The organism is Pseudomonas sp. RC4D1 (assembly GCF_018390395.1).
Lineage (GTDB): Bacteria > Pseudomonadota > Gammaproteobacteria > Pseudomonadales > Pseudomonadaceae > Aquipseudomonas > Aquipseudomonas danubii.
This window is the reverse complement of record NZ_JAHBAW010000001.1, coordinates 1296565-1320424: the sequence shown is the minus strand read 5'-3', so window position 1 is coordinate 1320424 and position 23860 is coordinate 1296565. Positions and strand designations below refer to the sequence as shown.

Annotated in this window: 20 protein-coding genes; 7 read left to right on the top strand and 13 right to left on the bottom strand. The window is 63.4% G+C overall.

What is annotated here, in order from left to right:
- The first annotated feature begins 93 nt into the window (after nt 1–93).
- Both KHO49_RS06025 and KHO49_RS06020 read left to right on the top strand, forming a co-directional pair.
- Nucleotides 94–1368 carry an OprD family porin gene (locus tag KHO49_RS06025; protein WP_213664761.1) on the top strand — a complete coding sequence of 425 codons (1275 nt, stop codon included), beginning with the start codon at nt 94–96 and terminating at the stop codon, nt 1366–1368.
- Nucleotides 1369–1420: 52 nt separating this feature from the next.
- The gene (locus tag KHO49_RS06020; RefSeq protein WP_115581640.1) at nt 1421–2248 is read left to right on the top strand and encodes an acid phosphatase; all 828 of its coding nucleotides are present in this window, start codon (nt 1421–1423) and stop codon (nt 2246–2248) included.
- A 40-nt stretch (nt 2249–2288) separates the two neighbouring features.
- On the opposite strand, the gene KHO49_RS06015 is transcribed toward KHO49_RS06020, so the two are convergent.
- The 11 genes from KHO49_RS06015 to KHO49_RS05965 form a co-directional block, all read right to left on the bottom strand.
- On the bottom strand, nt 2289–4727 hold the full coding sequence (locus KHO49_RS06015) for a TonB-dependent siderophore receptor (protein WP_110596046.1): 2439 nt from the start codon (nt 4725–4727) through the stop codon (nt 2289–2291).
- A gap of 317 nt (nt 4728–5044) precedes the next feature.
- Complete coding sequence (locus KHO49_RS06010) at nt 5045–6748, bottom strand: bifunctional metallophosphatase/5'-nucleotidase (RefSeq protein WP_213664760.1); 1704 nt, start codon at nt 6746–6748, stop codon at nt 5045–5047.
- A 147-nt stretch (nt 6749–6895) separates the two neighbouring features.
- A complete protein-coding gene (locus KHO49_RS06005; protein ID WP_115581638.1) occupies nt 6896–7534 on the bottom strand; it encodes a MotA/TolQ/ExbB proton channel family protein in 639 nt (212 codons plus the stop codon).
- A 28-nt stretch (nt 7535–7562) separates the two neighbouring features.
- A complete protein-coding gene (locus KHO49_RS06000) occupies nt 7563–9803 on the bottom strand; it encodes a TonB-dependent receptor family protein (RefSeq protein WP_213664759.1) in 2241 nt (746 codons plus the stop codon).
- A 43-nt stretch (nt 9804–9846) separates the two neighbouring features.
- Nucleotides 9847–10617: an energy transducer TonB family protein gene (locus KHO49_RS05995; protein WP_102878423.1), complete on the bottom strand. Its 771-nt coding sequence runs from the start codon at nt 10615–10617 to the stop codon at nt 9847–9849.
- Between the two features lie 4 nt (nt 10618–10621).
- Complete coding sequence (locus KHO49_RS05990) at nt 10622–11029, bottom strand: ExbD/TolR family protein (protein WP_060837609.1); 408 nt, start codon at nt 11027–11029, stop codon at nt 10622–10624.
- A gap of 168 nt (nt 11030–11197) precedes the next feature.
- Nucleotides 11198–12187, bottom strand: coding sequence for a FecR family protein (locus KHO49_RS05985; protein WP_213664758.1), 990 nt, complete (start codon nt 12185–12187; stop codon nt 11198–11200).
- Entirely contained in the window at nt 12184–12759 is a 576-nt protein-coding gene (locus KHO49_RS05980; protein WP_102878420.1) for an RNA polymerase sigma factor, read from the bottom strand. Before KHO49_RS05980 ends, KHO49_RS05985 begins: the two co-directional genes overlap by 4 nt.
- Nucleotides 12760–12773: 14 nt before the next feature.
- Entirely contained in the window at nt 12774–13100 is a 327-nt protein-coding gene (locus tag KHO49_RS05975; protein ID WP_102878419.1) for a DUF3325 domain-containing protein, read from the bottom strand.
- Complete coding sequence (locus tag KHO49_RS05970) at nt 13100–14665, bottom strand: PepSY-associated TM helix domain-containing protein (protein WP_213664757.1); 1566 nt, start codon at nt 14663–14665, stop codon at nt 13100–13102. Before KHO49_RS05970 ends, KHO49_RS05975 begins: the two co-directional genes overlap by 1 nt.
- Entirely contained in the window at nt 14662–14967 is a 306-nt protein-coding gene (locus KHO49_RS05965; protein WP_102861711.1) for a DUF3649 domain-containing protein, read from the bottom strand. Before KHO49_RS05965 ends, KHO49_RS05970 begins: the two co-directional genes overlap by 4 nt.
- Before the next feature lie 220 nt (nt 14968–15187).
- On the opposite strand from KHO49_RS05965, the gene KHO49_RS05960 reads away from it, so the two are divergent.
- The 3 genes from KHO49_RS05960 to fecA all read left to right on the top strand — a co-directional run bounded on the left by KHO49_RS05960 (nt 15188) and on the right by fecA (nt 19144).
- Nucleotides 15188–15676, top strand: a complete 489-nt coding sequence (locus KHO49_RS05960; RefSeq protein WP_110596041.1) for a sigma-70 family RNA polymerase sigma factor — start codon at nt 15188–15190, stop codon at nt 15674–15676.
- Between the two features lie 8 nt (nt 15677–15684).
- The gene (locus tag KHO49_RS05955) at nt 15685–16650 is read left to right on the top strand and encodes a FecR domain-containing protein (RefSeq protein WP_213664756.1); all 966 of its coding nucleotides are present in this window, start codon (nt 15685–15687) and stop codon (nt 16648–16650) included.
- Nucleotides 16651–16783: 133 nt separating this feature from the next.
- Entirely contained in the window at nt 16784–19144 is a 2361-nt protein-coding gene (gene fecA, locus KHO49_RS05950) for a TonB-dependent Fe(3+) dicitrate receptor FecA (RefSeq protein ID WP_213664755.1), read from the top strand.
- 67 nt (nt 19145–19211) lie between these two features.
- On the opposite strand, the gene KHO49_RS05945 is transcribed toward fecA, so the two are convergent.
- On the bottom strand, nt 19212–19619 hold the full coding sequence (locus KHO49_RS05945) for an HPF/RaiA family ribosome-associated protein (RefSeq protein WP_102861208.1): 408 nt from the start codon (nt 19617–19619) through the stop codon (nt 19212–19214).
- 213 nt (nt 19620–19832) lie between these two features.
- Nucleotides 19833–20780 carry a LysR substrate-binding domain-containing protein gene (locus KHO49_RS05940; protein WP_102861207.1) on the bottom strand — a complete coding sequence of 316 codons (948 nt, stop codon included), beginning with the start codon at nt 20778–20780 and terminating at the stop codon, nt 19833–19835.
- A 135-nt stretch (nt 20781–20915) separates the two neighbouring features.
- Here KHO49_RS05940 and KHO49_RS05935 point away from each other — a divergent pair, with 135 nt between their 5' ends.
- Both KHO49_RS05935 and KHO49_RS05930 read left to right on the top strand, forming a co-directional pair.
- Entirely contained in the window at nt 20916–22292 is a 1377-nt protein-coding gene (locus KHO49_RS05935) for an L-serine ammonia-lyase (RefSeq protein ID WP_213664754.1), read from the top strand.
- A gap of 63 nt (nt 22293–22355) precedes the next feature.
- On the top strand, nt 22356–23651 hold the full coding sequence (locus KHO49_RS05930) for a serine/threonine transporter (protein ID WP_213664753.1): 1296 nt from the start codon (nt 22356–22358) through the stop codon (nt 23649–23651).
- Nucleotides 23652–23860: the final 209 nt, after the last annotated feature.

Here is a 23860-nt window from a genome sequence, read left to right as displayed (position 1 = left end):
ACCCTTCATCAAATTTAAACAAAGCTGCAAAGACTCAACACATCAGCCCCCAATCGCCTTTCTCCTAAAACAACAAAAACAGAGGACGATGAAATGCCTTCAAGACACTGGCCACGACAATGGCTCAACCGCTCTACCCTACTTTGCGCCGGGCTGCTGGCCATCCCGGTAAAAGCCGAACTGCTTGAAGACAGCAGCGCGCGCCTGGAACTGCGCAACTATTACTTCAATCGGGACTATCGCGAAGGCACCGCGCCCAGCCGTGAAGAATGGGCACAAGGTTTGCTCTTGCGCCTGGACTCGGGGTTTACCGAGGGCCGCCTGGGTGTGGGTGCCGACGCCATCGGCATGCTCGGCATCAAGCTGGACTCCGCGCCTGGCCGAACCGGCACCGGGCTGCTGAAGGTGGGACGCGATGGCCGGGCAGAGGATGACTATTGGAAACTGGCCCTGGCCGGGAAGCTCAAGGCCAGCAAGACCCTGTTCAAGTTCGGCGCGCTGGTGCCACCGGTACTGCCCACCTTGAAACCCAACGACGGCCGCCTGTTTCCGCAGATTTTCGAAGGCGGGCTGCTGACCTCGAATGAAATCGATGACCTGGAGTTGACCGCCGGGCGCCTGAGCCGGGTCATGCAGCGCAACGCCACGCAGTACACGCCGCTGACCTTGAGCCCCTTGAACCGGCGCTTCCAGGGTCAGGGGGCAACGGCAGAACACTTCGACATGGCGGGCGTCGACTATCGATTCCACAAGCAATGGCTGGCGCGGGTGCATGTCGCCCAACTCGAGGACATCTACCGCCAGCAGGTCTTCACCCTGGTCAACAAGAGCCCCTGGGGCGCAGGGACGTTCAGCAGCGATCTGCGCTTGAGCCTGATGAACGACTACGGCAATGCCAAAGGCGGCAAGATCGACAACCGTGCTCTGCAGGGGCTGCTCGGCTATGCCTACAAAGGCCACAGCCTTGGCCTGGCTTATCAGCGAATGTTGGGAGACACCGGTTATGCCAACATCCTGGGCGCCGATGCCAACTTGATCAACTTATCGGTACTGGGTGACTTCGCCAATGCCAAGGAACGTTCCTGGGCACTTCGTTATGGCTATGACTTCGCCAACCTGGGCTTGCCGGGCCTGAGTTTCAACAGCCGCTATATATCCGGCAGCCATGCCGAAATCACCGGCACCCGAACCATTGGCAAGTCATGGGAGTTGGATAACGAACTGCGTTATGTCGTGCAACAAGGCCCACTGAAAAACTTGAGTGTGCGCCTGCGCACCGCACACTATCGTTCCAACTATGCCAAGAACTTCATTCGCGACACCGATGATACACGGCTGATGTTCAATTACGCCTGGAACATCAAGTAACCCAACAAGCAGAACCCATGTAGCGAATCAAACTCCTAGAGGTGATATCCACATGCAACGCCTACTATCGAACTGTTTGGCCGGTCTATTGTTTTCAAGTCTGATCCACTCCGCCGTGGCCAAACAAACCAGCCAAACGGAAAGCGTCCCGGAGTTCCGACCGGGTTACTTGATCGGTTATCTGAAACAGCAGGATCTGCCCAATAGTCTGTCGCTGTTACCACCACCTCCTGCGGTGGGCACGCCAGCCTTCGCGCTGGACCAGAGCATGGCTGAAAAGAGCCAGGCCTTGCGTGGCAGCAAACGCTGGGCGTTGGCCATCAGCGATGCCAACCTGAAATTCCCCGCCGCCGCAGAGACGTTTTCCTGTGCGCTGGATGCGCCAATCAGCGAACAGCAAACACCTGCGCTGTACAGAGTCTTGCGCCGGACCCTGACCGATGCCGGGCTGGCCACCTATCGCGCAAAGAAGCGCTACCAGCGCCCCCGGCCCTTCGTCTACAACCAGCAGCCCAGTTGCACCCCGGAAGATGAAGCCAAGCTGGCCGCGGATGGTTCCTACCCATCGGGCCACAGCGCCATCGGCTGGGCCTGGGCGCTGCTGTTGAGCGAACTGGCCCCCGAGCACGGCAACGCGCTCTGGGCCCGTGGCCGGGCCTATTCGGAAAGCCGCATGGTGTGCAACGTCCACTGGTACAGCGACGTCCGTGAAGGCCGCGAGATTGGCGCAACCACCGTGGCACGCTTGCACACCGATCCGACCTTCCAGGCCGACTTCGCCGTCGCCCGGCAAGAGCTGCTGGCCGTTCGCGCCAAGGGCCTGACTGCCAGCGGCGACTGTGCGGCGCAAGCGCAAGCCCTGGCGCTGGGCGCCGACTAAGGCGCTACGGCCACGTCCAGGACCAGGACCAGGATGCTCATCAGAACTCCAGGGTGCTGGACAGCGACACCTGGCGGGCATCCCCCATGGACACGAAGAACTTGCTGGCCGACGAGGTGTAGTAAGTCTTGTCGAACAGGTTCTTCACGTTGAGCTGGAACTTGACCTTCTGCCCTTCGACCCGGGTGTCGTAGGTGGCAAAGGCATCGGCCACGGTGTAGCCCGGCAGGTCGAAGCTGTTGGGCGCATCCCCGGCGCGCTCGCCGACATAACGGGCCCCGGCGCCGACGCGCAGGCGGTCGCCACCGATCAGGCTGCCGAAGTCGTAGACCGCCGACAGCGAGCCGGTGTTCTTGGCCACGTTCTGCAGTTGCTTGCCCTTGTACTGGGTGTCCTTGGTCACTTCGGTGTCGGTGTAGGCGTAGCTGCCGATCAGGCTCCACTGATCGGTGAGCTGCCCGGTCAGGTCCAGTTCCAGGCCCTGGGAGTGCACCTCACCGGCGACGCTGGTGACCGTCTCGGTAGCGGTGGCGGTGGTCACCAGCACATTGCGCTTGGTGATATCGAACAGCGCCGCGCTGGCGGTGACGCGCCCGGGAATGTCGAGCTTGGCCCCCAGCTCCCAGGACTTGGCTTCTTCCGGGGCGATGGAGCCGTCGAGCACCGCGCTGCCACCGGCCAGATCGGCGATGCTGGAGTTCGGCTTGAACGACTCGGTGTAGCTGCCGTAGAGCGACAACTGGTCGGTGTAGCGATACACCAGCCCGGCCCGCGGCACGAATTTCTGTCCGTTGCTGTTGGTGTTGACCCGGAACGGCCGGCCCTTGCCGGCGTACTGGTCGTATTCCTGGAAACGTCCGCCGCCCACCAGAATCCACTGGTCGGTAAGGTGGATGGCGTCCTGGAAAAACAGCGAGTCGCTGCGCAACAGGTCGGTCTGCGCACTGTCGTTGGCGCTGACTGTGGTTCCGGCCACCTCCCGGCCGTAGACCGGGTTCAGGTAGTTGAAGGTGGTCCGGCTTTTCTGCCGGATCAGGTCGGCGCGGTAGATCTTGCGGTACTCATCATCCAGGCCGAACACCAGATCGTGGCGCATGCCGCCCAGTTGCACCTGGCCTTCCAGGCTGACGGTGGCGTAGCGGTCGGTGGTCAGGGCGTCCTGGGTGCCGTCCATGGCCCGGGTCAGGGTGCCGTTGGCATTTACCGCGGTCAGGCGCACCTGGCTGGCGTCGTAGGTCTCGCGGTTCCAGCTGTAGCCGAAGTGGGCCTTCCAGTCGTCGCTGAGCTCGTGGTCGACTTCAAAGCGATACAGGTCCGAGCGCCCTTCCATGTTGTTGAACGGCTCGTCCAGGCGTCGGGTGGCCGGGATGTCCAGCGGGTGATTGGTCTTGGGATCGATGGCGGTGCCACGGTCGAAGGGGGTCAGGAACTCGCGGTGCTCATAGGCCAGCAACACCTTGGTGCGCTCGCCGTACCAGGCCAGGGACGGCGCCACCAGGGATTCGCGATGGGTGCCGAAGTTGCGCCAGTAGTCTTCGTCTTCATGGTCGACGATCAAGCGGTAGGCCAGCCCGGAATCACCCAGCGGGCCGGTGGTGTCCAGGCTGCCGCCGCTGCCGTTCTTGCCCGAGCCGTAGGTCGAGCCACGCACGGTCAGGGCCGTGGACTGCTGCAATTCAGGCTTCTTGCTGACAATGTTGATGACCCCGCCCGGGTCCTGGATGCCGTACAGCAGAGACGACGGGCCCTTGAGCACTTCCACCCGGTCCGCCGTGGCATTCAGCGCCCGGCCCTGCACCACTGGCATGCTGTCGCGCATGATCGAACCGTTGCGGTTGTCGCCAAAACCGCGCAACAGCACCGCATCCTGGGTGCCGCCCAGGGTGTTGGTCTGGGTGATGCCGCTGACGTTCTTCAGGGCATCGTCCAGATTGCGCGGGGTCTGGTCCCGCAGCACCTGGGCCGGCACTACGTTGATGATCTGCGGGATTTCCTGGTTCAGCGCTTGGGAACGGGCCACCGAAGTGGTGGCCGGCGGCTGGTAGCTGGTGCTGTCGTCGAGGCCCGGGGTGGTGATGCTGGTGGCCCCCAGGTTCAGTGCGCCACTGCTGGGCAAGGGTTCCAGGACCAAGGTGTGCGCGTCGCTGCGCCGGTAGGTGAAGCCGGAACCGCCCAGCAGACGCTGCAGGGCCTGTTCGGCGCTGAACGGGCCGCTCAGAGCCGGTGCCTTGAACGCATAAGGCGCTTCGTCGGTGTAGACCACGCTGATCCCGGTGACCCGGGTGAAATCGCTCAGGGCCTGGGGCAGCGGCTTGGCCACGATGGCAAAGTTGAACAGCGCACCGTGTTGCGCACTGCCGGCCTCGGCCGCCTGCGCCACGCTCAGGGGCAGCCACGCCAACCCCGACACCACCAGCGCCGAAGCGCCGAACCACCGTTTGACCGAAGCGTTTGCCGCCGAATGTGCCCTGGACTTCATGCTTGAGACTCGCGTGTAAAAAAGCCATGAATGCGAATTAGTCGCACTTTCAAGCACTACACGTGGCTCGAACGCAAAGACCTCACCTGTTTTTTGAAAATATTTTCACGATGGCGAAAACGCCCCTCCCGCCCGATGCATCCGCTGTAGCCGCTGGCGCAGGCTGCGAACGAGCAGGGCGGCACTCCGACGAAGTGGTCGCGGCGGTCTTGAGGCCGCTGCTGGCTTGGCGGGACATCGCCAAGCAAGGTCCTGCGGACCTTTTCGCAGCCTCGCAGGCTCGGCAGCGGCTACAAGGATCAGGGGCGCTTCTGGTGTCAGTTGAGGCGCTGGATGCGCCCGGCGCTGCTGCTGGAACCCACCGGCTGGCCCTGCTGGTCCATGGCCTTGAGGTACTGCAGCATCGCGTCCAGATCGCTGAGCCCGAGGTCGCTGCGGTTGCGGCCGCTCTTGAACAGGCTGAAGCGGTCGCCGCCATCGGCCAGGAAGCCATTCATCACCAGTCGGTAGTTGCCATCGGCCTGCAGCGGCTTGCCGTTGAGGCGCAGGCTGCCGGGCACTACGCGGCTGTCCAGCGGGCGCTGGGCGTCCCAGCGATAACTGAAGCCCTGGGACACTTGCAGGATGTTGGCATCGTCCGCGCCCTTCCATTGCTGGTTGAGCACCTGTTCGATCTGCCGCCCCGTGAGGTCGAAGGCGATCAGGTTGTTGTTGAACGGCTGCAAGGTCGCCAGTTGCCCGTAGTTCACCTGGGTCTGCCCCGGTTCCAGGGCCAGGTCGCTGCGAATGCCGCCGGTGTTCATGAAGGCGATTTGCGCACCGTTGGCCCGGCCACCCGCCAGATGGGCATCGGCGATCAGGTCGCCGATGGGCATTTCCCCGGCATTGTCAGCTCGCCGGGCAATCGTCGAGGCGGCAATCGCCCCTACCGGCTGGAGCAGCACCTGATTGCTGCGGGCCTCGACCTCCTGTTGCAGCTTCGCCAAGCCCTGGTCCTGTGGATAACGGGCCGGATCGGCCAGCAGGTTAAGGGCCTGGATGCTCGTCACCCGGTGCTGGCCCGGGGTCACTTGCAGGGTCAGGTGGGTCAACAGATGGCCGTAGGCATTGCCCTGGGTCACCAGCAATGGCCCGACCTTGCACAGGTAGCCCTGGTGCGAGTGAGCGCTGATCAACACGTCCACCGCCGGGTCCAGGCGCTTGGCCACGTCGACGATATCGCCACTCAACTGCGAGCAGTCCTGCTTATCGAAAGGTTCCGGGGTCGCGCCACCCTGGTGCACCACGGCGACGATGGCGTTGACCCCCTTGGCGTTGAGTTCGGGAATCAACTGGTTAATCGATTGGGCTTCATCGGCCACCTGCAAACCGCGCATGCCCTTGGCGCTGACCACCGAAGCCACGTCCCGCAGCACCGCGCCGACGAAGGCCACCTTGACCCCGCGCACCTCCTCGATGCGGTAGGCCGGCAACAGCGGCTGGCCGGTGTCGCTGTCCAGCAGGTTGGCCGCCAGGTAGGGGAAACCGCTGCCAGGGTAGTTCGGGCGGAACTGGCAGGCCTTGTCCGGCCGCGATGACTGGCAGCCGCCATTGAGCTGGCGCAGGAACTCGGCCTTGCCGTTGTCCAGTTCGTGGTTGCCGATGGCGCTGAGTTTCATGCCCATCTGGCGCAAGGCGTCCAGGGTCGGCTCGTCGGCCCACATGGCCGACAGCGGCGGGCTCCCGCCCACCAGATCGCCGGCGCCGATGAACAGCAGTTGCGGGTCCTGCTGGCGCAGCTGGGTGAGCATGCCGCCCAGGGTGGCGATACCGCCGGCCGCAAGCTTGCGCACCCCGCCCGGGGCCTGGGGGTCCTTGTAGCTGAAGGGGTTGGCCTGCAAATAGCCGTGCAAGTCGTTGATGGCGACGATGTTCACCGCCACCGGTTGCGGCTCGCGCGGCAGCGAGCTGCAACCGGCCAGGGTGACCAGGGCCAGGGTCAGTGCACCCAGCAGCCGGGGCATGGGACGAAGACGGGACATGAAAGAAATCCTTGGCAGATCAGCAAAAAAAAGGCCGCTGACACAGGCCTGGATCGGACAGAGACGAGCGCTGGGGAACAGCGCTCGCCGTCGATCGTCCGAACGCGGCCCGAGCCTACGGCAGCGGCTACAGGTCACGTCAGGTCATCAGGCCGGTTGCAGATTGCCCTGGACCGTGGGTACGGGGGCCTTCAGGGCGGTGCCCATGCCGGCGCGCAGCAACAGGATCTTCAGATGGTCGGTGATGCGTTCGACCCGGTCCTGGAAGTGGTTGTGGAAAATCATGCTGCCCAGGGCGATGGCGATACCCAGGGCCGTGGCGTAGAGCGCGGTGCCGATGCCCTTGGACACTTCACCGGGGTCGCTGACGCCGGTCTCGGCCAGGGCCTTGAAGGTGTCGATGATCCCCAGGATGGTGCCCAAGAGGCCCAGCAAGGGCGCGGCGGTGACCACGGTTTCCAGCAGCCACAAGCCATGCATCAGCTTGCTGCGGGTGGCGATGTAGATCGACTCGCTGAGGTCTTCCAGGTCCTTGTGGCTGGCCAACCCCTGCTTGTGGGCGAACAGCTCGGCGACCATCTCCAGGGGCAGGCTGTTGCGCTGGCGCAGCTCGGCGGGCAGGTCGTCGACGCTGTGCATTTTCGGGTTGAGCACGGCCTCCAGTTTCTTCGCCTGGCGCAGGCTGAAGCTGAAGTAGATGCCGCGTTCCACGGCGATAAAGGCGGCAATCGCGGCGGCGCCGTACATGGTGTAGAAGGTGATGTCGTGCAGCAGATTCATGTCCATCGTCATTTCCTCTTGGGCCCGAAGGCCATCAGAACCCGGCTTCCAGGGAGACCATCGCGGTGCGTTCCTCACCGACGTTGTAATAGGCCGTGCTCGGTGCCAGGCCATTGGTGCGCTGGGTGTTGAACGACACGGTGCGGGTCGAGGCCAGGTATTCCTTGTCGAACACGTTGAGCATGGAGAAGCGCAGGGTCGCGGACTTCAGCACTTTCTTGTCCACCGGCAAGTGGATACCGGCATTGAGATCCACCACGGTGCGGCCGGCGATCTTCTCGTCGTTGGTCAGGTCGCCGTAGAAGGCGCCGACGTACTTGCCGACGACGTTGCCGTAGTAGCGCGAGTCGTCGTAGCCCAGGCTCAGGTTGAACATGTTTTCCGGCACGTTGGCCAGTTGCTTGCCGGAGGTGGGCAGCAGCACGTTCTTGTTGCTCAGGTCGTCCATCTGCTCGGACTGGGTGTAGGTGTACGAGGCGTAGTAGTTGAAGTCGTGGGGCAACTTGCCGCTCCACTCCAGTTCCAGGCCGCGGTTCTTCACTTCGCCAACGTTGGCCACCACATAGTCGCCGTTGACGTCGGTGGTGGAGATCTGCCGGTCCTTGAAGCTGATGTAGAACAGGGTCGCGCTCAGGGCCATGTTGTCTTCGCTGTAGCGCCAGCCCAGTTCCTGGTTCCAGCTCAGCTCGGGTTTCAGGCTGATGGAATCGCCCTTGTTGTAGAGCACGTAGTTGGGCGGCGTGCGCATGTTGCGGGTGACGTTGTAGAAGGCCTGGTTGTTCGGGTCGATCTGGTACTTGGCGTTGAAGCTGGGCAGGAACTCGTGGTACCTGGCGTCGCGTTTTTCCGGCTTGTCGGTGAGGCTGCCGAGGTTGTTGCCGTCACGTTCCACGTACTGGTAGGCCAGGGCTCCGGTGAGGGTCAGGTCCGGGGTCGCCTGCCAGGTGTCCTGCACCCAGAGTTTCTGCGCCGGGGTCACGGTGTATTGGTGACGGCCCTGGACCGTGGCGCCGTTGCGGTCCACCAGTTGGTCGGAACCGTTGTAGTCGCCCCAGACATTTTCCGGAGCGCCATTGCCCTTGATCCCGATGAAGGGCTGGGTCTGGCGCTGGCGGGCGCGCTCGTACCAGTAGCCGACGTCCAGGCTGTGCTCTTCGTTGAGATCCCACTTGAGCTTGGTGGTCATCCCGGGGCGCCAGGTTTCGGTCCACGACGGCCGGTAGTAGGTGCCGGCAGGCAAGCCGCTCAGGTCGTAGTTGCCGGCCTTGTTCGAGCTGGCGGACAAGCTGGTGGCGGTCTGGCCGCTGAAGCTGCCGCCGTTGGACCACACGTAGTAGGGGTTCAAGGTCAGGCTCAGGTCGTCGCGCAGCTGAAAGCGCTGGGTCACCGAGGCGGTCAGGCTTTCAAAAGGGTTGCGGTTGAGCTTGTAGGACTGGGACACGCTGCCGTTCTTGAACACGGTGCTTTCCGAGTAGTCCAGGCGCCGGCCCTGGTTCTGGAACTGGGCCTTGCTCAGGCTGTTGTAGTTGTAGTTTTCCTGCTGGTTGTACTTGACGATGGCGTTGGTGGAGTTGCCGTTGCCGTCTTCGAACAGGGTGTTCCACTCGACCTTGTCAGCCCGCAGGGTGCCCTTGCCGCGCCACTTGTCACCCTCGGTGTGGGACGCCGAGACCCAGGTCTTGAAGCCGCCCAGGTCACCGGTATTGAGACGGGCGAAGCTCTTGCGCACGTTGTTCGAGCCGATGGACTGCTTGGCGAACACGCCGAAGTCCTTGGTCGGGCGCACGGTCACCAGACCGATGTTGCCGCCGCTGGAGCCGATGTGCGGGCCGTCGGCTTCGGACGAGCCCTGGGTGACGAAGACTTCGCTGAAGTTCTCCGGGTCGCCCATCAGGTTCGGGTAGATGCTGTAGTCCCCCGAATCGTTGATCGGGAAACCGTCGGCAGAAAGCCCGACCTGGTCGGAGTTCATCCCGCGCATGGTGAAGTTGGTGCCGCTCAGGCCGGTGGCGTCGGTGCTGGAAACGTTGATCCCCGGGGTGTACTTGAGCTTGTCCACGGCGTTGGCAGTGGGGGCCATCTGGTCCATGGCCTCCTTGGTCACGGTGGAACGTCCCTTGGCGCTTTCTTCCTTGATCATGTGGCCGTTGCCCAGGGTCTGTTTACCGGCAACGTTCACCGAACCGACGTCAACTGTATCGTCGGCCAAAACCAATGGCGCAAAACTGCCCAGGCCCGATGCCAGAAGCAGGGCATAAAGTTTATTGATCTTCACGGGTCAATCCCTTGCTTACAACTTTCGTTAATAGGTGATGGGTTTATTCCACGTTGTAACTAAAGGTCGCGGTAAAACGTTGCTTGTTCTTGCCGGAGAACGCGTCCGAGGGAAACGGTGAAACTTTCTCCACGCGGCGCAAACTGGTTTGCGCCGCGCGATTGAGCAACATGTTCGGCGCCTTGTTTTCGATGCCACTGTCGAGCACGTTGCCGGCCCGATCGACTTCCAGCCAGATCACCACATCGCCCTGGGGACGTTGCAGCGAGGCCTCGCGGCCGCTGGGGTATTGCTTGTGCTTTTCCAGTTCCTTGCGCAAAGCGGCGGTGTACAGGCTTTCCTTGATTGCACTGGCGGGCGCCGCAGGTGCGGGGGCCGGAGCCGGTGCAGGAGCCGCTGGCGCCACCACCGGTTGCGGTGCTGCAACCACCGCCGGCTGCGGCGCGGGGGCACTCCTGGCCACCTGAGCCGGAGCCGGCTTGGGTGGTTGCGGCTTGGCCAGCAACGGCTTGGGCGCTGGGGGCTTGGGCTTGACCACCGGCTTGGGCTTGGGCGGCTCGATCACCAGCGGCTCTTCCTCGGGCACCACCAGCGGTGGCTCGGGCTCGATCGGCAGCGGCTCGGGCTCAGGCGGTGGTGGCTCTGCCGCGGCCACCAGTTCCGCCGCATCCACCAGGGCAATTTCCACCGTGCTTTCGTCGTACACCGGCTTGATCTGCAACTGTTGCAACTGACTGGCATAGATCACCAGCAACAACAGGCCGGCCGGCAGCAGGCACGCCAGCCACTTGCGAGTTCTATATAAACCGAACATGGCGTCAGGACTTGCGCGTAGCGATGGAGACGGAAGAGAAGCCATTGCCCTTGAGCAAGTCCATCACCGAAACCAGGCGCTTAACTTCCACGCCCTGATCGCTGTTGATAATGATCACCAACTTTTCGCTGCCGTTGTTCAGCACTTTAAGTTGTGCCAACAGCGCCCCTTCATCCAGGTCCTGGCCGTCGAGTTGCAGGCGTTCTTGCAGCCCCAGGGTAATCACCGCCTTGTTTTGCGGCTTCAATTGTTGCGCGGTACTGGCCACCGGCAACTGCGTCTTGATTCCCACGGCGGGAATCACGTTGAGACTGATCAGTACGAAGAACACCAGGAGAAACATCATCACATCGATCATCGGAATGATTTCGATGTGGGCCTTCTTCTTTTTTGCGACATCCCAGCTGCGCATCGTCTTGCTCCCGCTTCAGCCTTCCCTCCCTTGTGAGAGCTGAATCACAACCCTCGCCGATCCTGACCATGTGCTCAGGAATCCGCAGATCATCCGCGCCTGATATAACGGTTTGGTGACAGAAAGGTGTGATATCGATGAATGTTCGGGAGCTCTGGGACGGGCCTTTCAGCGCAGGACTATGAACCTGCCGAGGACTTGGTGCTGTTCGAACCCTAAGGCCGCCTGCAGGGAATCGAGGACCGCCTGAGGGTCCTTGCTGGAGAAACTGCCACTGACCCGGCGCGCTGCCAGTTGGTCATTGAGCAGCAGGATGCGTCCGGGGAAATAGCGCCGCAGGTCCTGCACCACCTCGGCCAGGGGCACGTGGTAGTAGTTCAGCCAACCCTGGCGCCAGGCCAGTTGCGCTTCGCTGTCGACACCCTGCAACGGGGTCGCCTGGCCATGACCGTACGCCACCTGCTGGCCGGCACCGAGCACCTGCTGCGCCGCGCCTTTGGCGGCGGTGACCGCGACACGTCCGGACAGCACCGTGACCTGGGCACCGTCGGCTTGCAGACGCACTTCGAACTGGGTGCCCAGGACCCGCGCTTCGCCCTCCCCGGCCGCCACCACAAAGGGCGCGCCCGTGTGGCTGACGCTGAAGAAACCAGCGCCACGACGCAACTGCACATGCCGTTCGCCGTGGCGGAAGTCCACGGCAATGGCGCTGTCGGCGTCCAGGGTGACCTGACTCTGGTCGGCAAGAATCACCGTGCGTACCTGACCCGGCGCGGAAACGTAATCGGCGCCCAGGTCATCGAGCCAACGGCCCGGCTGCCAGCCGGCGCCCAGGGCGATCACCAGCAGCACACTGGCGGCCATGGCCAACCCTGCCGACCAGCGCCGCCGGACCCGAGCACGGGCTCCGTCCATGGCACGCAGCAGGCCCTGCAGGGCCAAGGCGTCTTCATCCGCCAGGGTCCGCGCCGGCTGTTCACTCAACTCCCACAGCACCTGGGCCTGGGCATAGGCTTCGACGTGGGCCGGATCGGCCTGCAGCCATTGGCTGAAGGTGGCCTGGTCGCCACTGCTGGGCTGATCGTGGAGCAGGCTCAGCCAGGCCAGGGCGGCCTGTTCCTGGGCCGGCGTCGGGATGACACGGGAGCGCTGATTCACGGTGCATTCCTTGGCGTGCGCGGGGGTGCAGGTTCCCGCAGGCTGGCCTTGCAGGCTTCGAGGGCGCGCATCATGTGTTTTTCCACGGCGCTTTGGGACAGGCCCATGACCTTGGCGATCTCGGCGTACTTGCGCCCGTGGATACGGTTGAGCAGGAAGATCTGCCGGGTTCGCTGCGGCAGGCTGCGCAGGGCGGCCTCCACGTGTCGCAAGTCATTGCCGGCTTCCAGGGCGGCCTGGGGCTCGCTGCCCTGGTTGTCCTGCTGTTCCGGTAGCCAGCCTTCACTGACCCGCACCCGCGCGCCTTCGCTGCGCAAATGATCGATGGCAATGTTGCCGGCGCAACGCAGCAGGTAGGTGCTGAGCTCTTCGACCTGCACCAGGGGCCGGCGCCAGAAGCGCAGGAACAGGTCCTGCACCAGGTCCGCGGCGGTGGCCCGGCAGCCGACCCGGCGGCTGACCAAGGCTTCCATCTGCGAACGCTGGGACAGGAACACCTGCAGAAAATGCGCACGACTGCCCCGCAGATCGGGGTGATCCAGGTCGCTGGGTTCCGGTGGCAGGGCGCTCATCACGGGCCGCTCCCTCAGAACCGGGCCAGGGCCGCGAGGGGGCAGGCCAACAGACTGGCCCCCGCCATCGATAGCACCAGACGCGGGCGATAGGGCAGCAGCAACACCAGCAGCAAGGCACTGCACATCAGCACGGCGCACCACTGCACCAGCCCCAGGCTCCAGCCGGTGCCCTGCACTGCCGCCGCCAGCGACAGGCCCAGCAACAACCAGCCTCCCAGGCGCAGGCCCTGTTGGCGCCGAGTCGTGGGCTTGTGCCCCAGCAGTTCGCCGTGATGCCGGTCCAAGGACAGGCACAGGCCGGTGAATCCGCTAAAACACAACAGCAGCGCCAGCAACATCAGTTCACCTCGGTGTCAGGGGGCAGAGGCCGCTGCCGGGCCGGTGTTTGCTGGCCGCGATGCAGCTTGCGCGCAGCCCAGGCCAGGAACAGGCCACTGCTCAGGCAGGCCAGGTCGAAGCCCGCCAGCATCCAGTCGCCACGCACCATGAAGCCGTCCATCAGGCTCGGGCTGGTCACAGCGTCCAGCAAGGGGATGCTGGAGAACAGCAAGGCGGCGAGGCTCAATTGCTCGACCCAGGCACGCCGCCCGGGCCGGACCACGGCATGCACCAGGCTCAGGCCCCACAGGATGAAGAAGCTGTTGACCTCCCAGTCGGCGCGCTCGGCGAAGGCTGCCGGCAACAGCCGGTTGGCCCAGAAGAAGCCGGCCACCGCCAGCACCAGCCCGGACATGCTGGCAATGTTCAGCACTTCCACCAGGCGCAGCTCGAAGGGCATGACCCCGCTCTTGGCGTGCTTGAGCTGGCGCTTGCCCAGCCAGATCACCAGCCCGGTGCCGATCATCGCGGTGCTCGCCAGGCCGCAGATAAAGTACAGCCAGCGCAACACCGGACCGGCGAACAGGCCCATGTGCAGGCCATAGAAACTGCCGCCGATGGCCATGGGCAGGGACTGTTCGGGGCTGGCGTCCAACGGCTGGCCAGTGACCCCGTTGAACGACACGCTGCTGCCAAGATCCCGGGCCACCCGGTCGGCGCTGTGGCGCATGACGTGCACCGACGCATTCACATCCCCCGGGTGGTTGACCACCAGGCGCTGCGCATGGCCCCCCGGCCACTGTGCCAAGGCTTGCTTGAGCAGCGGGTCCAGGGCCGTCAGCGCTGCCGGCTGCCCAGCCGCCGGGATGCTGTTGCTGGCCGGCCGCAAGTCCTTGAAGAACGCATTGCTGTCACCCTTGTAGGCCACCAGGATGCTCGCCGGCATGACCATGGACATGAAGATCACCAGGCTGCTGTAGGTGATCATCAGGTGGAATGGCAGCACCAGCACGCCCACCGCGTTGTGCCCGTCGAGCCAGGTGCGCTGGCCCTTGCGGGGCCGGAAGGTGAAGAAGTCCTTGAAGATTTTCTTGTGGATGATGATGCCGCTGATCAGGGCCACGAACATCACCATGGCGGCCAGGGTCGACAACCAGCGGCCCCAGGGATAAGGCATTTGCAACTGGAAGTGGAAGCGGTAGAAGAACTCGCCGCCACGGGTATCGCGCACCTGCAGTTCGCTGCCGGTGCTGGGGTCCAGGAGTTTTTCCGTGAACTCGCCGCGCTCGCCCGGGGCGCTCGGCGCCTGCCAGGCCACCGATAGCAGCGGCTGGCGCGCATCGGGCAGGGTAATGAACCAGCGCTGCGCGCCCTGGCCGTGCTGTTCCAGGTAACGCTGGGCCAGATCCAGGCTGATATCGGCATGCACGGCCCGAACCGGGGCCTCCGGCTGCATCCAGTGGGTAATTTCCTCCTTGAAGTAGGACAGGGTTCCGGTGAAGAAAATCGCGAACAGCAACCAGCCGAACACCAGCCCGGCCCAGGTGTGCAGCCAGGCCATGGACTGACGCAAACCTTCCTTCATGGCAAGGCCACCCAATAGGCGCTGCCGGCGACCAGCGCCAGCACCAGGCTTGGCAGCAACAGGCCGAACCAGGCCTGCCAGGCAGTGCGACAGGCGAAGCACCAGAGCACCGCCAAGAGATAGAACACAAAGGAGGCCATCATCCCGCTGAGCACGGCGTCGGCCCGGGGAATGGGCAGCAGCAGGGTCAGGCAGACGCTGGACAGCGCCGCCAGCAGGTAACCACCCAGGACCGCGGCACAGACCCGCGAGACCACTGCCAGACGATAGGAAGCGGGAACTCCGCCGGCCTTGCTTTTCATGTTTGAACCTTGCAGCGAGGGGATGCCCGGGGCACTGCGCAGGCCGTCGGGGAGAAACAGGCGCACAATACTAATGATAAATATTCTCATGTGCAAAAAAACACCGACAACTCGGCCCATTTCTGTCGCTACGGGCTGATTGCCGAATGCCCTGTCGCAACACTACAATGCGAACAATTCTTGTTCTCTTATGCGCCTTGTGGGTGCAGGAGCGTCCGACTTGTCCCATTGCGCTACCGTCGAAGGCCTCTACCAAGCCCATCACAGCTGGCTGAACACTTGGTTGCGGCGCCGGCTCGGCTGCCCCCACAGTGCCGCCGACCTGGCCCAGGACACCTTTATTCGTGTGCTCAGCGCCCGGGAAACACCGCCCCTGATCGAGCCCCGGGCGTTTCTCACCACCATCGCCAAACGGGTGCTGTTCAACCACTACCGACGCCAGGACCTGGAGCGGGCCTATCAGGAAACCCTGGCGCAGATGCCGGAACAGGTGGCCCCCTCCGAGGAGGAGCGGGCCATCATCCTGCAGACCCTGATGGAGCTGGACGCCTTGCTCGACGGCCTGCCACGCCCGGTCAAGCGGGCCTTTCTGCTGTGTCAGCTCGATGGCCTGACCTACGGCCAGATTGCCGAGCAATTGAACATCTCCATCGCCACAGTCAAACGTCATCTGAACAAAGCCGCCATGCGTTGTTATTTCGCCCTGTGAGCCCCTCGATGAATCCACACCTCAATGGCCAGCCCGACTTCAGCAACGCCGTGGCCGAACAGGCCGTGCACTGGCTGATCGAAATGCAAGGCGGCCCCTTGAGCCCACGCCAGCAAGCGGCCTGGCAGCAATGGCACGACGCCCATAGCGAACACCAGCGAGCCTGGGCGCATATCCAACGGGTCAATCAGCGCTTGCGCGGCTTGTCCTCGCCCCTGGCCCACGCGGCCTTGAATGCACCGAAATCCGCCAGCCGGCGCCAGGCCCTGAAGCTGTTGCTGATTCTCGGTGCCGGCTCGGCCGCCGCCTGGGGCCTGCGGGAACACAACCCGCTGCCGCCGCTGTTGGCGGACTACCGCAGCTCCCTGGGCCAGCGGCGCACCTTGCAACTGAGCGATGGCAGCCAGTTGCAACTCAACACCAGCAGCGCGGTGGATGTGCGTTTCGATGGACAGCAACGACTGATCCGCCTGCTGGAGGGCGAGATCATGCTCAGCGCCGGCCAGGACGCCCGGCCGCTGGTGGTACAGACCGCCCAGGGGCAGGTCCGCCCCGCTGCCGCACGAATCAACCTGCGCCAGTTCAAGGAGCACAGTCAGTTGGCGGTGTTTTCCGGAACGGTCAGCGTGACGCCGGCGCACTACAGCGCAATGCCGCCTCAGGTAGCGGCCGGACAACAACTGAATTTCACCCACAGCAACTGGCAGCCGCCCCAGGCCCTGGGTGCCGGCAGCGGTGCCTGGAGCGAAGGCATGCTGGTGGCGGCCCATATGCGCCTGGCGGATTTCCTCGACGAGTTGGGTCGTTACCGTCGTGGCCAGTTGAACTGCGATGCCCAGGTGGCGGACCTGCTGATCTCAGGCAGTTATCCCCTGGATGACAGCGAGCGGATTCTCGACCTGCTGGCCATTAGCCTGCCGGTCAGGGTGCGGCGCTTTACCCGCTATTGGGTCACGGTTGAGGCCCGGGCCTGATTGTCGGGAACCACCATCCGTCGCTGGTTCTTTCGCTCAGGAAGATTTTTTCATGGCCGTTGAGCCGTTTTGCCCGGCTCGGGTGACAGAGAGGGAAAGCCACCTTGATTCCCCCTTCTCAGGATCGCCGTTCATGACCGAGCAACCCATCCGCCTCACGCCCCTGGCCCGTACCCTGCGTCACCTGTTGCTGGGCGCCAGCCTGAGTCTTGCCAGCCTGCCCCAGGTCCTGGCCGCCACCACCGAGACCAAGCCTTACCACATTGCCCCGACCAGCCTGGAAAGCGCGCTGAACCAGTTCGGTCGTGAAGCCGGGGTGCTGATCTCCTTCGGCTCAGAGGTCACCCGTGGCGTGCAAAGTCGTGGCCTGGAAGGTAACTACAGCCCGGAACAGGGCCTCAAAGCCCTGCTGCAAGGCACCGGCCTGCAAGCCCGGGCCGAGGGCCAGAATGCCTTCAGCCTGCAACCGGCCAACCCCGAGGCAGCCCCGGCGTCGGTGCAACTGGAGACCTCCAGCGTGGTCGGTGACTGGCTCGGCGATGCCCAGCAGAGCGATGTCTTCGAGCACCCCGGCGCCCGGGACGTGATTCGGCGGGAAGAGTTCGAGCGTCAGGGCGCGACCCAGGCCCGGGATGTGCTCAATCGGATTCCCGGGGTCAATGCACCGGACAACAACGGCACCGGCAGCCACGACATGGCCCTGAACTTCGGCATTCGCGGCCTCAATCCGCGTCTGGCCTCGCGCTCCACGGTGCTGATCGACGGCATACCGGTACCGTTCGCCCCCTACGGTCAGCCGCAACTGTCGTTTGCCCCCATCAGCATGGGCAACATGGATGCCGTGGACGTGGTGCGTGGCGGCGGCGCCGTGCGCTACGGCCCGCAGAACGTCGGCGGCATCGTCAACTTCGTGACCCGGGCGATTCCCGATGCGCCAACGGTCAAGGGCGGTTTTCAGACCGAGACCAGCCCCTCCTCCAGCCATGACGGTTTCAAGACCAGCGCCAACCTGCTGGCCGGCGGCACGGCCGACAATGGCCTGGGTGGCGCCCTGCTGTACTCCGGCACCCGCGGCGGCGACTGGCGCGAACACAGCGACACGCAGATCGACGACCTGATTCTCAAGGGCAAGTACCAGCTCGACGAAGCCAACAGCTTCAATGCCATGGCCCAGTACTACGAGGGTGAAGCGGACATGCCCGGCGGCCTGAGCGTGGCGGACTACAAGGCCGATCCGTATCAGTCCACCCGTCCCTATGACAAATTCTGGGGCCGTCGCACGATGTTCAATGTCGGCTATCGCTATCAGGAAGATCGCCGGGAGTTCACCGTCAACAGCTTCTTCACCAAGACCCTGCGCAGCGGCTACCTGGACCAGGGCAGCTTCCTCTCCCTGTCACCCCGCGAGTACTGGGTCCGTGGCCTGGAAACCCGCTTCGCCCAAGGCTTTGACCTGGGGGACAGCAGCCATGAAGTGGGCGTCGGCTACCGCTACATCAACGAAGCCGGGCATGAACTGCGCTATCGCACACCGCTGACCGCCAATCAGCAACTGCCCACCAGCAACAGTCGCAACGACCGGGATACCCGCGGCGGCACCGAGGCCCACGCATTTTTCGTCGACGACCGGATCGATATCGGCAAGTGGACCCTGACCCCGGGCATCCGCTACGAGATGATCGAGTCCCAGCAGAGCAACAACCTCACCCACGTCAAATACCAGGGCGACTACAACACCGCGCTGCCGGCGCTGAATGTGCTGTATCACCTCAACGAGAGCTGGAACCTCTACGCCAATACCGAAGGCTCCTTCGGCAGCGTGCAATACAGCCAGATGCCCAACCGGGTGGCCAGCGGCGAGGTCAAACCGGAAAAAGCCCGCACCTGGGAACTGGGCACCCGCTATGACGATGGCAACCTGCGGGCGGAGATCGGCGCCTTCCTGATCAACTTCGACAATCAGTACGACAGCAACCAGACCAACGACACGGTGATCGCCCGGGGCGAAACCCGCCACCAGGGTATCGAGAGCAGCATCAACTACGCCCTGGACGGCCTCGATCCGGCGCTGGCCGGTTTCAATGTCTACGCCACCTATGCCTACGTCGATGCCACGATTCGTGAGGACGGTCCGAACAAGGGCAACCGCGTGCCCTTCTCCTCCAAGCACAAGGGCACCCTGGGGGTGAGCTACACCGAAGGTCCGTGGAAGCTCAACCTCGACAGCAGCTACCAGAGCAGCCAGTTCGCCGACAACGCCAACACCTCGCGTGAAAGTGCCGACGGCAGCAACGGCCGCATCCCCGGCTACATGCTGTTCAGCACCCGTGCCGGCTACGACTTCGGCCCGCAGCTGTCTGACCTGAATGTCGCGGTGGGCGTGAAGAACATCTTCAACCACCAGTACTTCACCCGCTCCTTCGACGACAACAACAAGGGCAAGTACGTGGGTGAGCCACGCACGCTCTATGTACAAACGTCAGTGGCGTTCTGACTTTTCTCGCCACAAAACAAAACGGGCCTGCAATGCAGGCCCGTGGGTTGGGGGAGAAACTCAGCCGTCAGCTATTGAGCGCGGCCTGCTGGTTTTCCAGGAATTCTTCTTCGAGCAGGGCATCCGCCTCGGTGCCGTCGCTGCTGGGCACGGCCGCCGCACGTTTGCCGCGCAATTTACCGAACATGTGCTCCAGGGCACTTTCCAGCTTGATGGTCGCACCATCAATGGCCTGTTCCAGGGTGTCGGCCTTATGGGTCACGGAAATCGGCTGGTGACCTTTCGGACGGGCTTCCAGCTGGCAGCGCATATCGTCCGGACCTGACTTGCCACCGTTCTCGTCCCGCAGGTGGACCACGACCCGGGTCAGGTCTTCTTCGTAGCGTTCGAGCGTGCTTTCAACGGTGCTGCGCACCCACTCCTCCAACCGAAGGCTGCTTTGAATATGGTTATCGCTATGGACTTGGATTTGCATAGTTCTTCCCTTATTTCAGCTTGCTCGTAAGAGGGTCAAGGCAGGACGTTTGGACCTGCATTTCGTGACCTCTTGATTACACAATTAGGCACGGCGGCGAACATTTCAACCCCTTAAAAAAGATAAATATTCATACGCAAATAAAGCCGGACAAACTGCAAAGGCGCTGTTAAGGTCGGGAGTTAGCTCGATTCGGCCCCCTCGCTCAAACCCTCACAATTGCCCCTCTCCCAGGGGGTGCAGACCGCGAAAGATCTCCGCTTCTTCCACCAGCCAATCATGCACCGCACGCACACCCGGATGGCTCAGGGCGCCCGGTGCATAGAGCAGCACATAACGCTTGTGATTGGGCACCGCCAGACCGAAAGGCACGATCAGGGTGCCGCGCTCCAGTTCGTCATTGAGCAGGGTGCGCCGGGCAATCGCCACGCCCATGCCGGCGATCGCCGCCTCGATGGTCAGGTGGTTGCGGTTGAAGGTGTGGCCACGACGCACATCCGCGCCCTCGAAACCGATGGCATTGAGGTAGAACTCCCATTCGGCGTATTCAAAGCTGCCGCGCCAGGCGGTGATGTCGTGCAGCAAGGGGAAATGCGCCAGGTCCGCCGGCCCGTGCAGCGGCGGACGGCCCCGCAGCAGACTCGGCGCGCAGACCGGGAAGATCTGCTCGTCCAGCAACGCGGTGGACTGCAAGCCGGGGTAGCTGCCGTCGTTCAGGTCGATGGCCAGGTCGAAGTCGCCTTCGTGCAAGGCCACGCTGCTGTCTTCAGCCACCAGCCGCAGCTGGATCTCCGGATAACGCTGTTGCAGCCGCGGCAGGCGCGGGGTCAGCCACTTGCCGAGAAACGAAGGGATCGAACGCAGACGCAGGGTGCCGCTGATCATTCCCGCGTCCAGGCGCCGCAGCTCCGCATCGATGCTGCCGTAGGCCTCGCTCACCGTCAGCGCCAGGCGCTGGCCTTCGGCGCTCAGTTCCACCCCCCGGGGCCGACGGTGAAACAGGCGCAGACCCAGGCGCTCTTCCAACTGACGGATCTGCTGGCTGACCGCGCCGGGCGTGATGTGCAGTTCTTCAGCACATCGGGTAAAGGACAGGTGCCGCGCGGCACAGGAAAACACATGCAGCCAGACATAGGTCTGGGCATGAAACTGACGGCTCATCGTTTAGTCCTGCTAAAGGATCTCTTAGGAAGTTTCGTTGGTCAGTTCCGACCGACCCGGGCAGTATCGCCGACATTGCGCTTGGCCTACAAAAAATGGCAGCGATCCACCTTCCATTGCTTGTAAGGCTTTAGCATGGCTATCAGTGTTTTCGATCTTTTCAAAGTCGGTATCGGTCCCTCCAGTTCCCACACCGTGGGCCCGATGCGCGCCGCCGCCACCTTCGCCCAGGCACTGTTCGACCTGGGCCTGGAGGATCAGGTACAGCGGGTGCAGATCCGCCTTTACGGCTCCCTCTCCGCCACCGGTGTCGGCCATGCCACCGACCGCGCCAGCGTCATGGGACTGATGGGCGAATGGCCCGACAGCATCGACCCGGGCAGCATCGGCCCACGCATCCAGCAACTGCGCGACAGCGGCCAATTGCGGCTGGGGGGGCGCACGAATATCGCCTTCGACTGGCAACAGGACCTGCTCCTGCTGGACCAAAGCCTGCCCTACCACCCCAACGCCATGTCCCTGACCGCCTCAGGCGAGCAAGGCACGCTGCTGGAACAGACCTACTACTCGGTAGGTGGTGGTTTCATCATCGAGGCCGCCCAGGTCGAGGCCGGAACTGAAGCCGGCGCCAGCGTCGAATTGCCTTACGACTTCAACAGCGCTGCTGAACTGCTGGCGCTGTGCAAGACCCACAAGCTGCGGGTCGGCGAGCTGATGCTGGCCAACGAAAGGGCTTGGCGCAGCGACGCCGAAATCCGCAGCGGCCTGCTGCATATCTGGTCGGTGATGCGCGAATGCGTCGAACAGGGCCTGCGCCACGAAGGCATCCTGCCTGGCGGCCTCGATGTCCCGCGGCGCGCCGCCAAGCTGCACCGCAGCCTGCTGGAAATCGGCAAGCCGAATGTCATCACCTCGACCCTCTCGGCCATGGAGTGGGTCAACCTCTACGCCCTGGCGGTAAACGAGGAAAACGCCGCCGGCGGGCGCATGGTCACCGCTCCTACCAACGGTGCGGCGGGGATCATCCCGGCGGTGCTGCACTACTACATGAAGTTCAATCCCCAGGCCTCTGACGACGACGTCGTGAACTTTTTCCTCGGTGCCGCGGCAGTGGGCATCCTGTGCAAGAAGAACGCCTCTATTTCCGGCGCCGAAGTCGGCTGCCAGGGCGAAGTGGGCTCGGCCTGCGCCATGGCCGCCGCGGGTTTGGCGGAAGTCCTCGGCGCCACCCCCGAGCAACTGGAAAACGCCGCCGAGATCGGCCTGGAACACAACCTCGGCCTGACCTGCGACCCGGTGGGCGGGCTGGTGCAGGTGCCCTGCATCGAGCGCAACGCGATTGCCGCGGTGAAAGCGATCAACGCCACCCAGATGGCCCTGCGCGGCGACGGCAAACACTTCATTTCCCTGGACCGGGTGATCCGCACCATGCGCGATACCGGCGCCGACATGCATGACAAATACAAAGAGACTTCACGGGGCGGCCTGGCAGTGAGCTGGGTGGAATGCTGAGGAGCCTTCCCTGACCGTCCGTAACACGTGAGCCCGAGCAAAAATAATAACGAGGCGATACCGATGACCGATGTACCCACACCTGCTGCCGAAAATCCCGCAGTAGCCACACCCCGCGACACCGCAACAGCCCGGCAAGGCTGGAGCAAGCACGACACCACCTGGATGCTCGGCCTGTATGGCACCGCCATCGGCGCTGGCACCCTGTTCCTGCCGATCAACGCCGGGGTCGGTGGCTTCTGGCCATTGATCGTGCTGGCGCTGCTGGCCTTCCCCATGACCTTCTTCGCTCACCGCGGCCTGACCCGTTTCGTCCTCTCCGGGCGCTCCGGGGACATCACCGAGGTGGTGGAAGAACACTTCGGGGTCGGTGCCGGCAAGCTGATCACCCTGCTCTACTTCTTCGCCATCTTCCCGATCCTGCTGGTGTACAGCGTGGCCCTGACCAACACCCTGGGCAACTTCATGGAGCACCAGCTGCACATGACCCCGCCGCCTCGGGCGCTGCTGTCGCTGCTGCTGATCCTCGGCCTGATGGCCATCGTGCGTTGTGGCCAGGACGTGATCGTGCGGGCCATGAGCCTGCTGGTCTATCCGTTCGTCGCCGCCTTGCTGCTACTGGCCCTGAGCCTGATTCCCAACTGGAACGGCGCGTTCTTCGCCTCGGCCGGCGAGGGCATGCCCCTGCCGCTGTTCTTCAAGACCTTGTGGCTGGCGATTCCGGTGATGGTGTTCTCCTTCAACCATTCGCCGATCATCTCGGCCTTCGCCCTGGATCAGAAACGCCATTACGGCGGCCAGGCCGAACGCAAGAGCAGCGGCATCCTGGCCACGGCCCACGCCATGATGGTGCTGACGGTGATGTTCTTCTGCTTCAGCTGCGTGCTGGCCCTGTCGCCGGCGGACCTGGTGGCGGCCAAGGAACAGAACATCTCGATCCTGTCGTACCTGGCCAACCACTTCCAGACCCCGGTCATCGCCTACGCCGCGCCGCTGATCGCCCTGGTGGCCATTACCAAGTCGTTCCTGGGCCACTACATCGGCGCCAGCGAAGGCTTCCAGGGGCTGATCGTGAAAAACCTGCGGGGGCGCTCGCTGTCGTCCACCCGCCTGGAAAAGATCACCGCGCTGTTCATGATCCTCACTTGCTGGGCCGTGGCCACCTTCAACCCGAGCATCCTGCACATTATCGAGACCATGGGCGGACCGGTGATCGCCTGCCTGCTGTTCCTGATGCCGATGTACGCGATCCAGCGGGTGCCTTCGCTGCGCCAGTATTCGGGCCAGTTGTCGAACCTGTTCGTGGTGCTGATCGGCCTGATCGCACTGTCTGCGATCATTTACTCGGTCGTGCCCTGAAACGGGCAGGAATAAAAAAAGCGGACCTTGTGGTCCGCTTTTTTGTCCCCGCAATCATTGCCCGGCGAGGTTCCCGGCATGCCCCTTGCTTTGTTCATCCTTGAGCAACACGGACGTAGGCAAACCTCGGCAAACGACCGGCCAGCGGTCTGGAATCGCGAACTAATTCCGCGCCCTGCCAGTCAATGACTGCACGATCCAATCAGGCG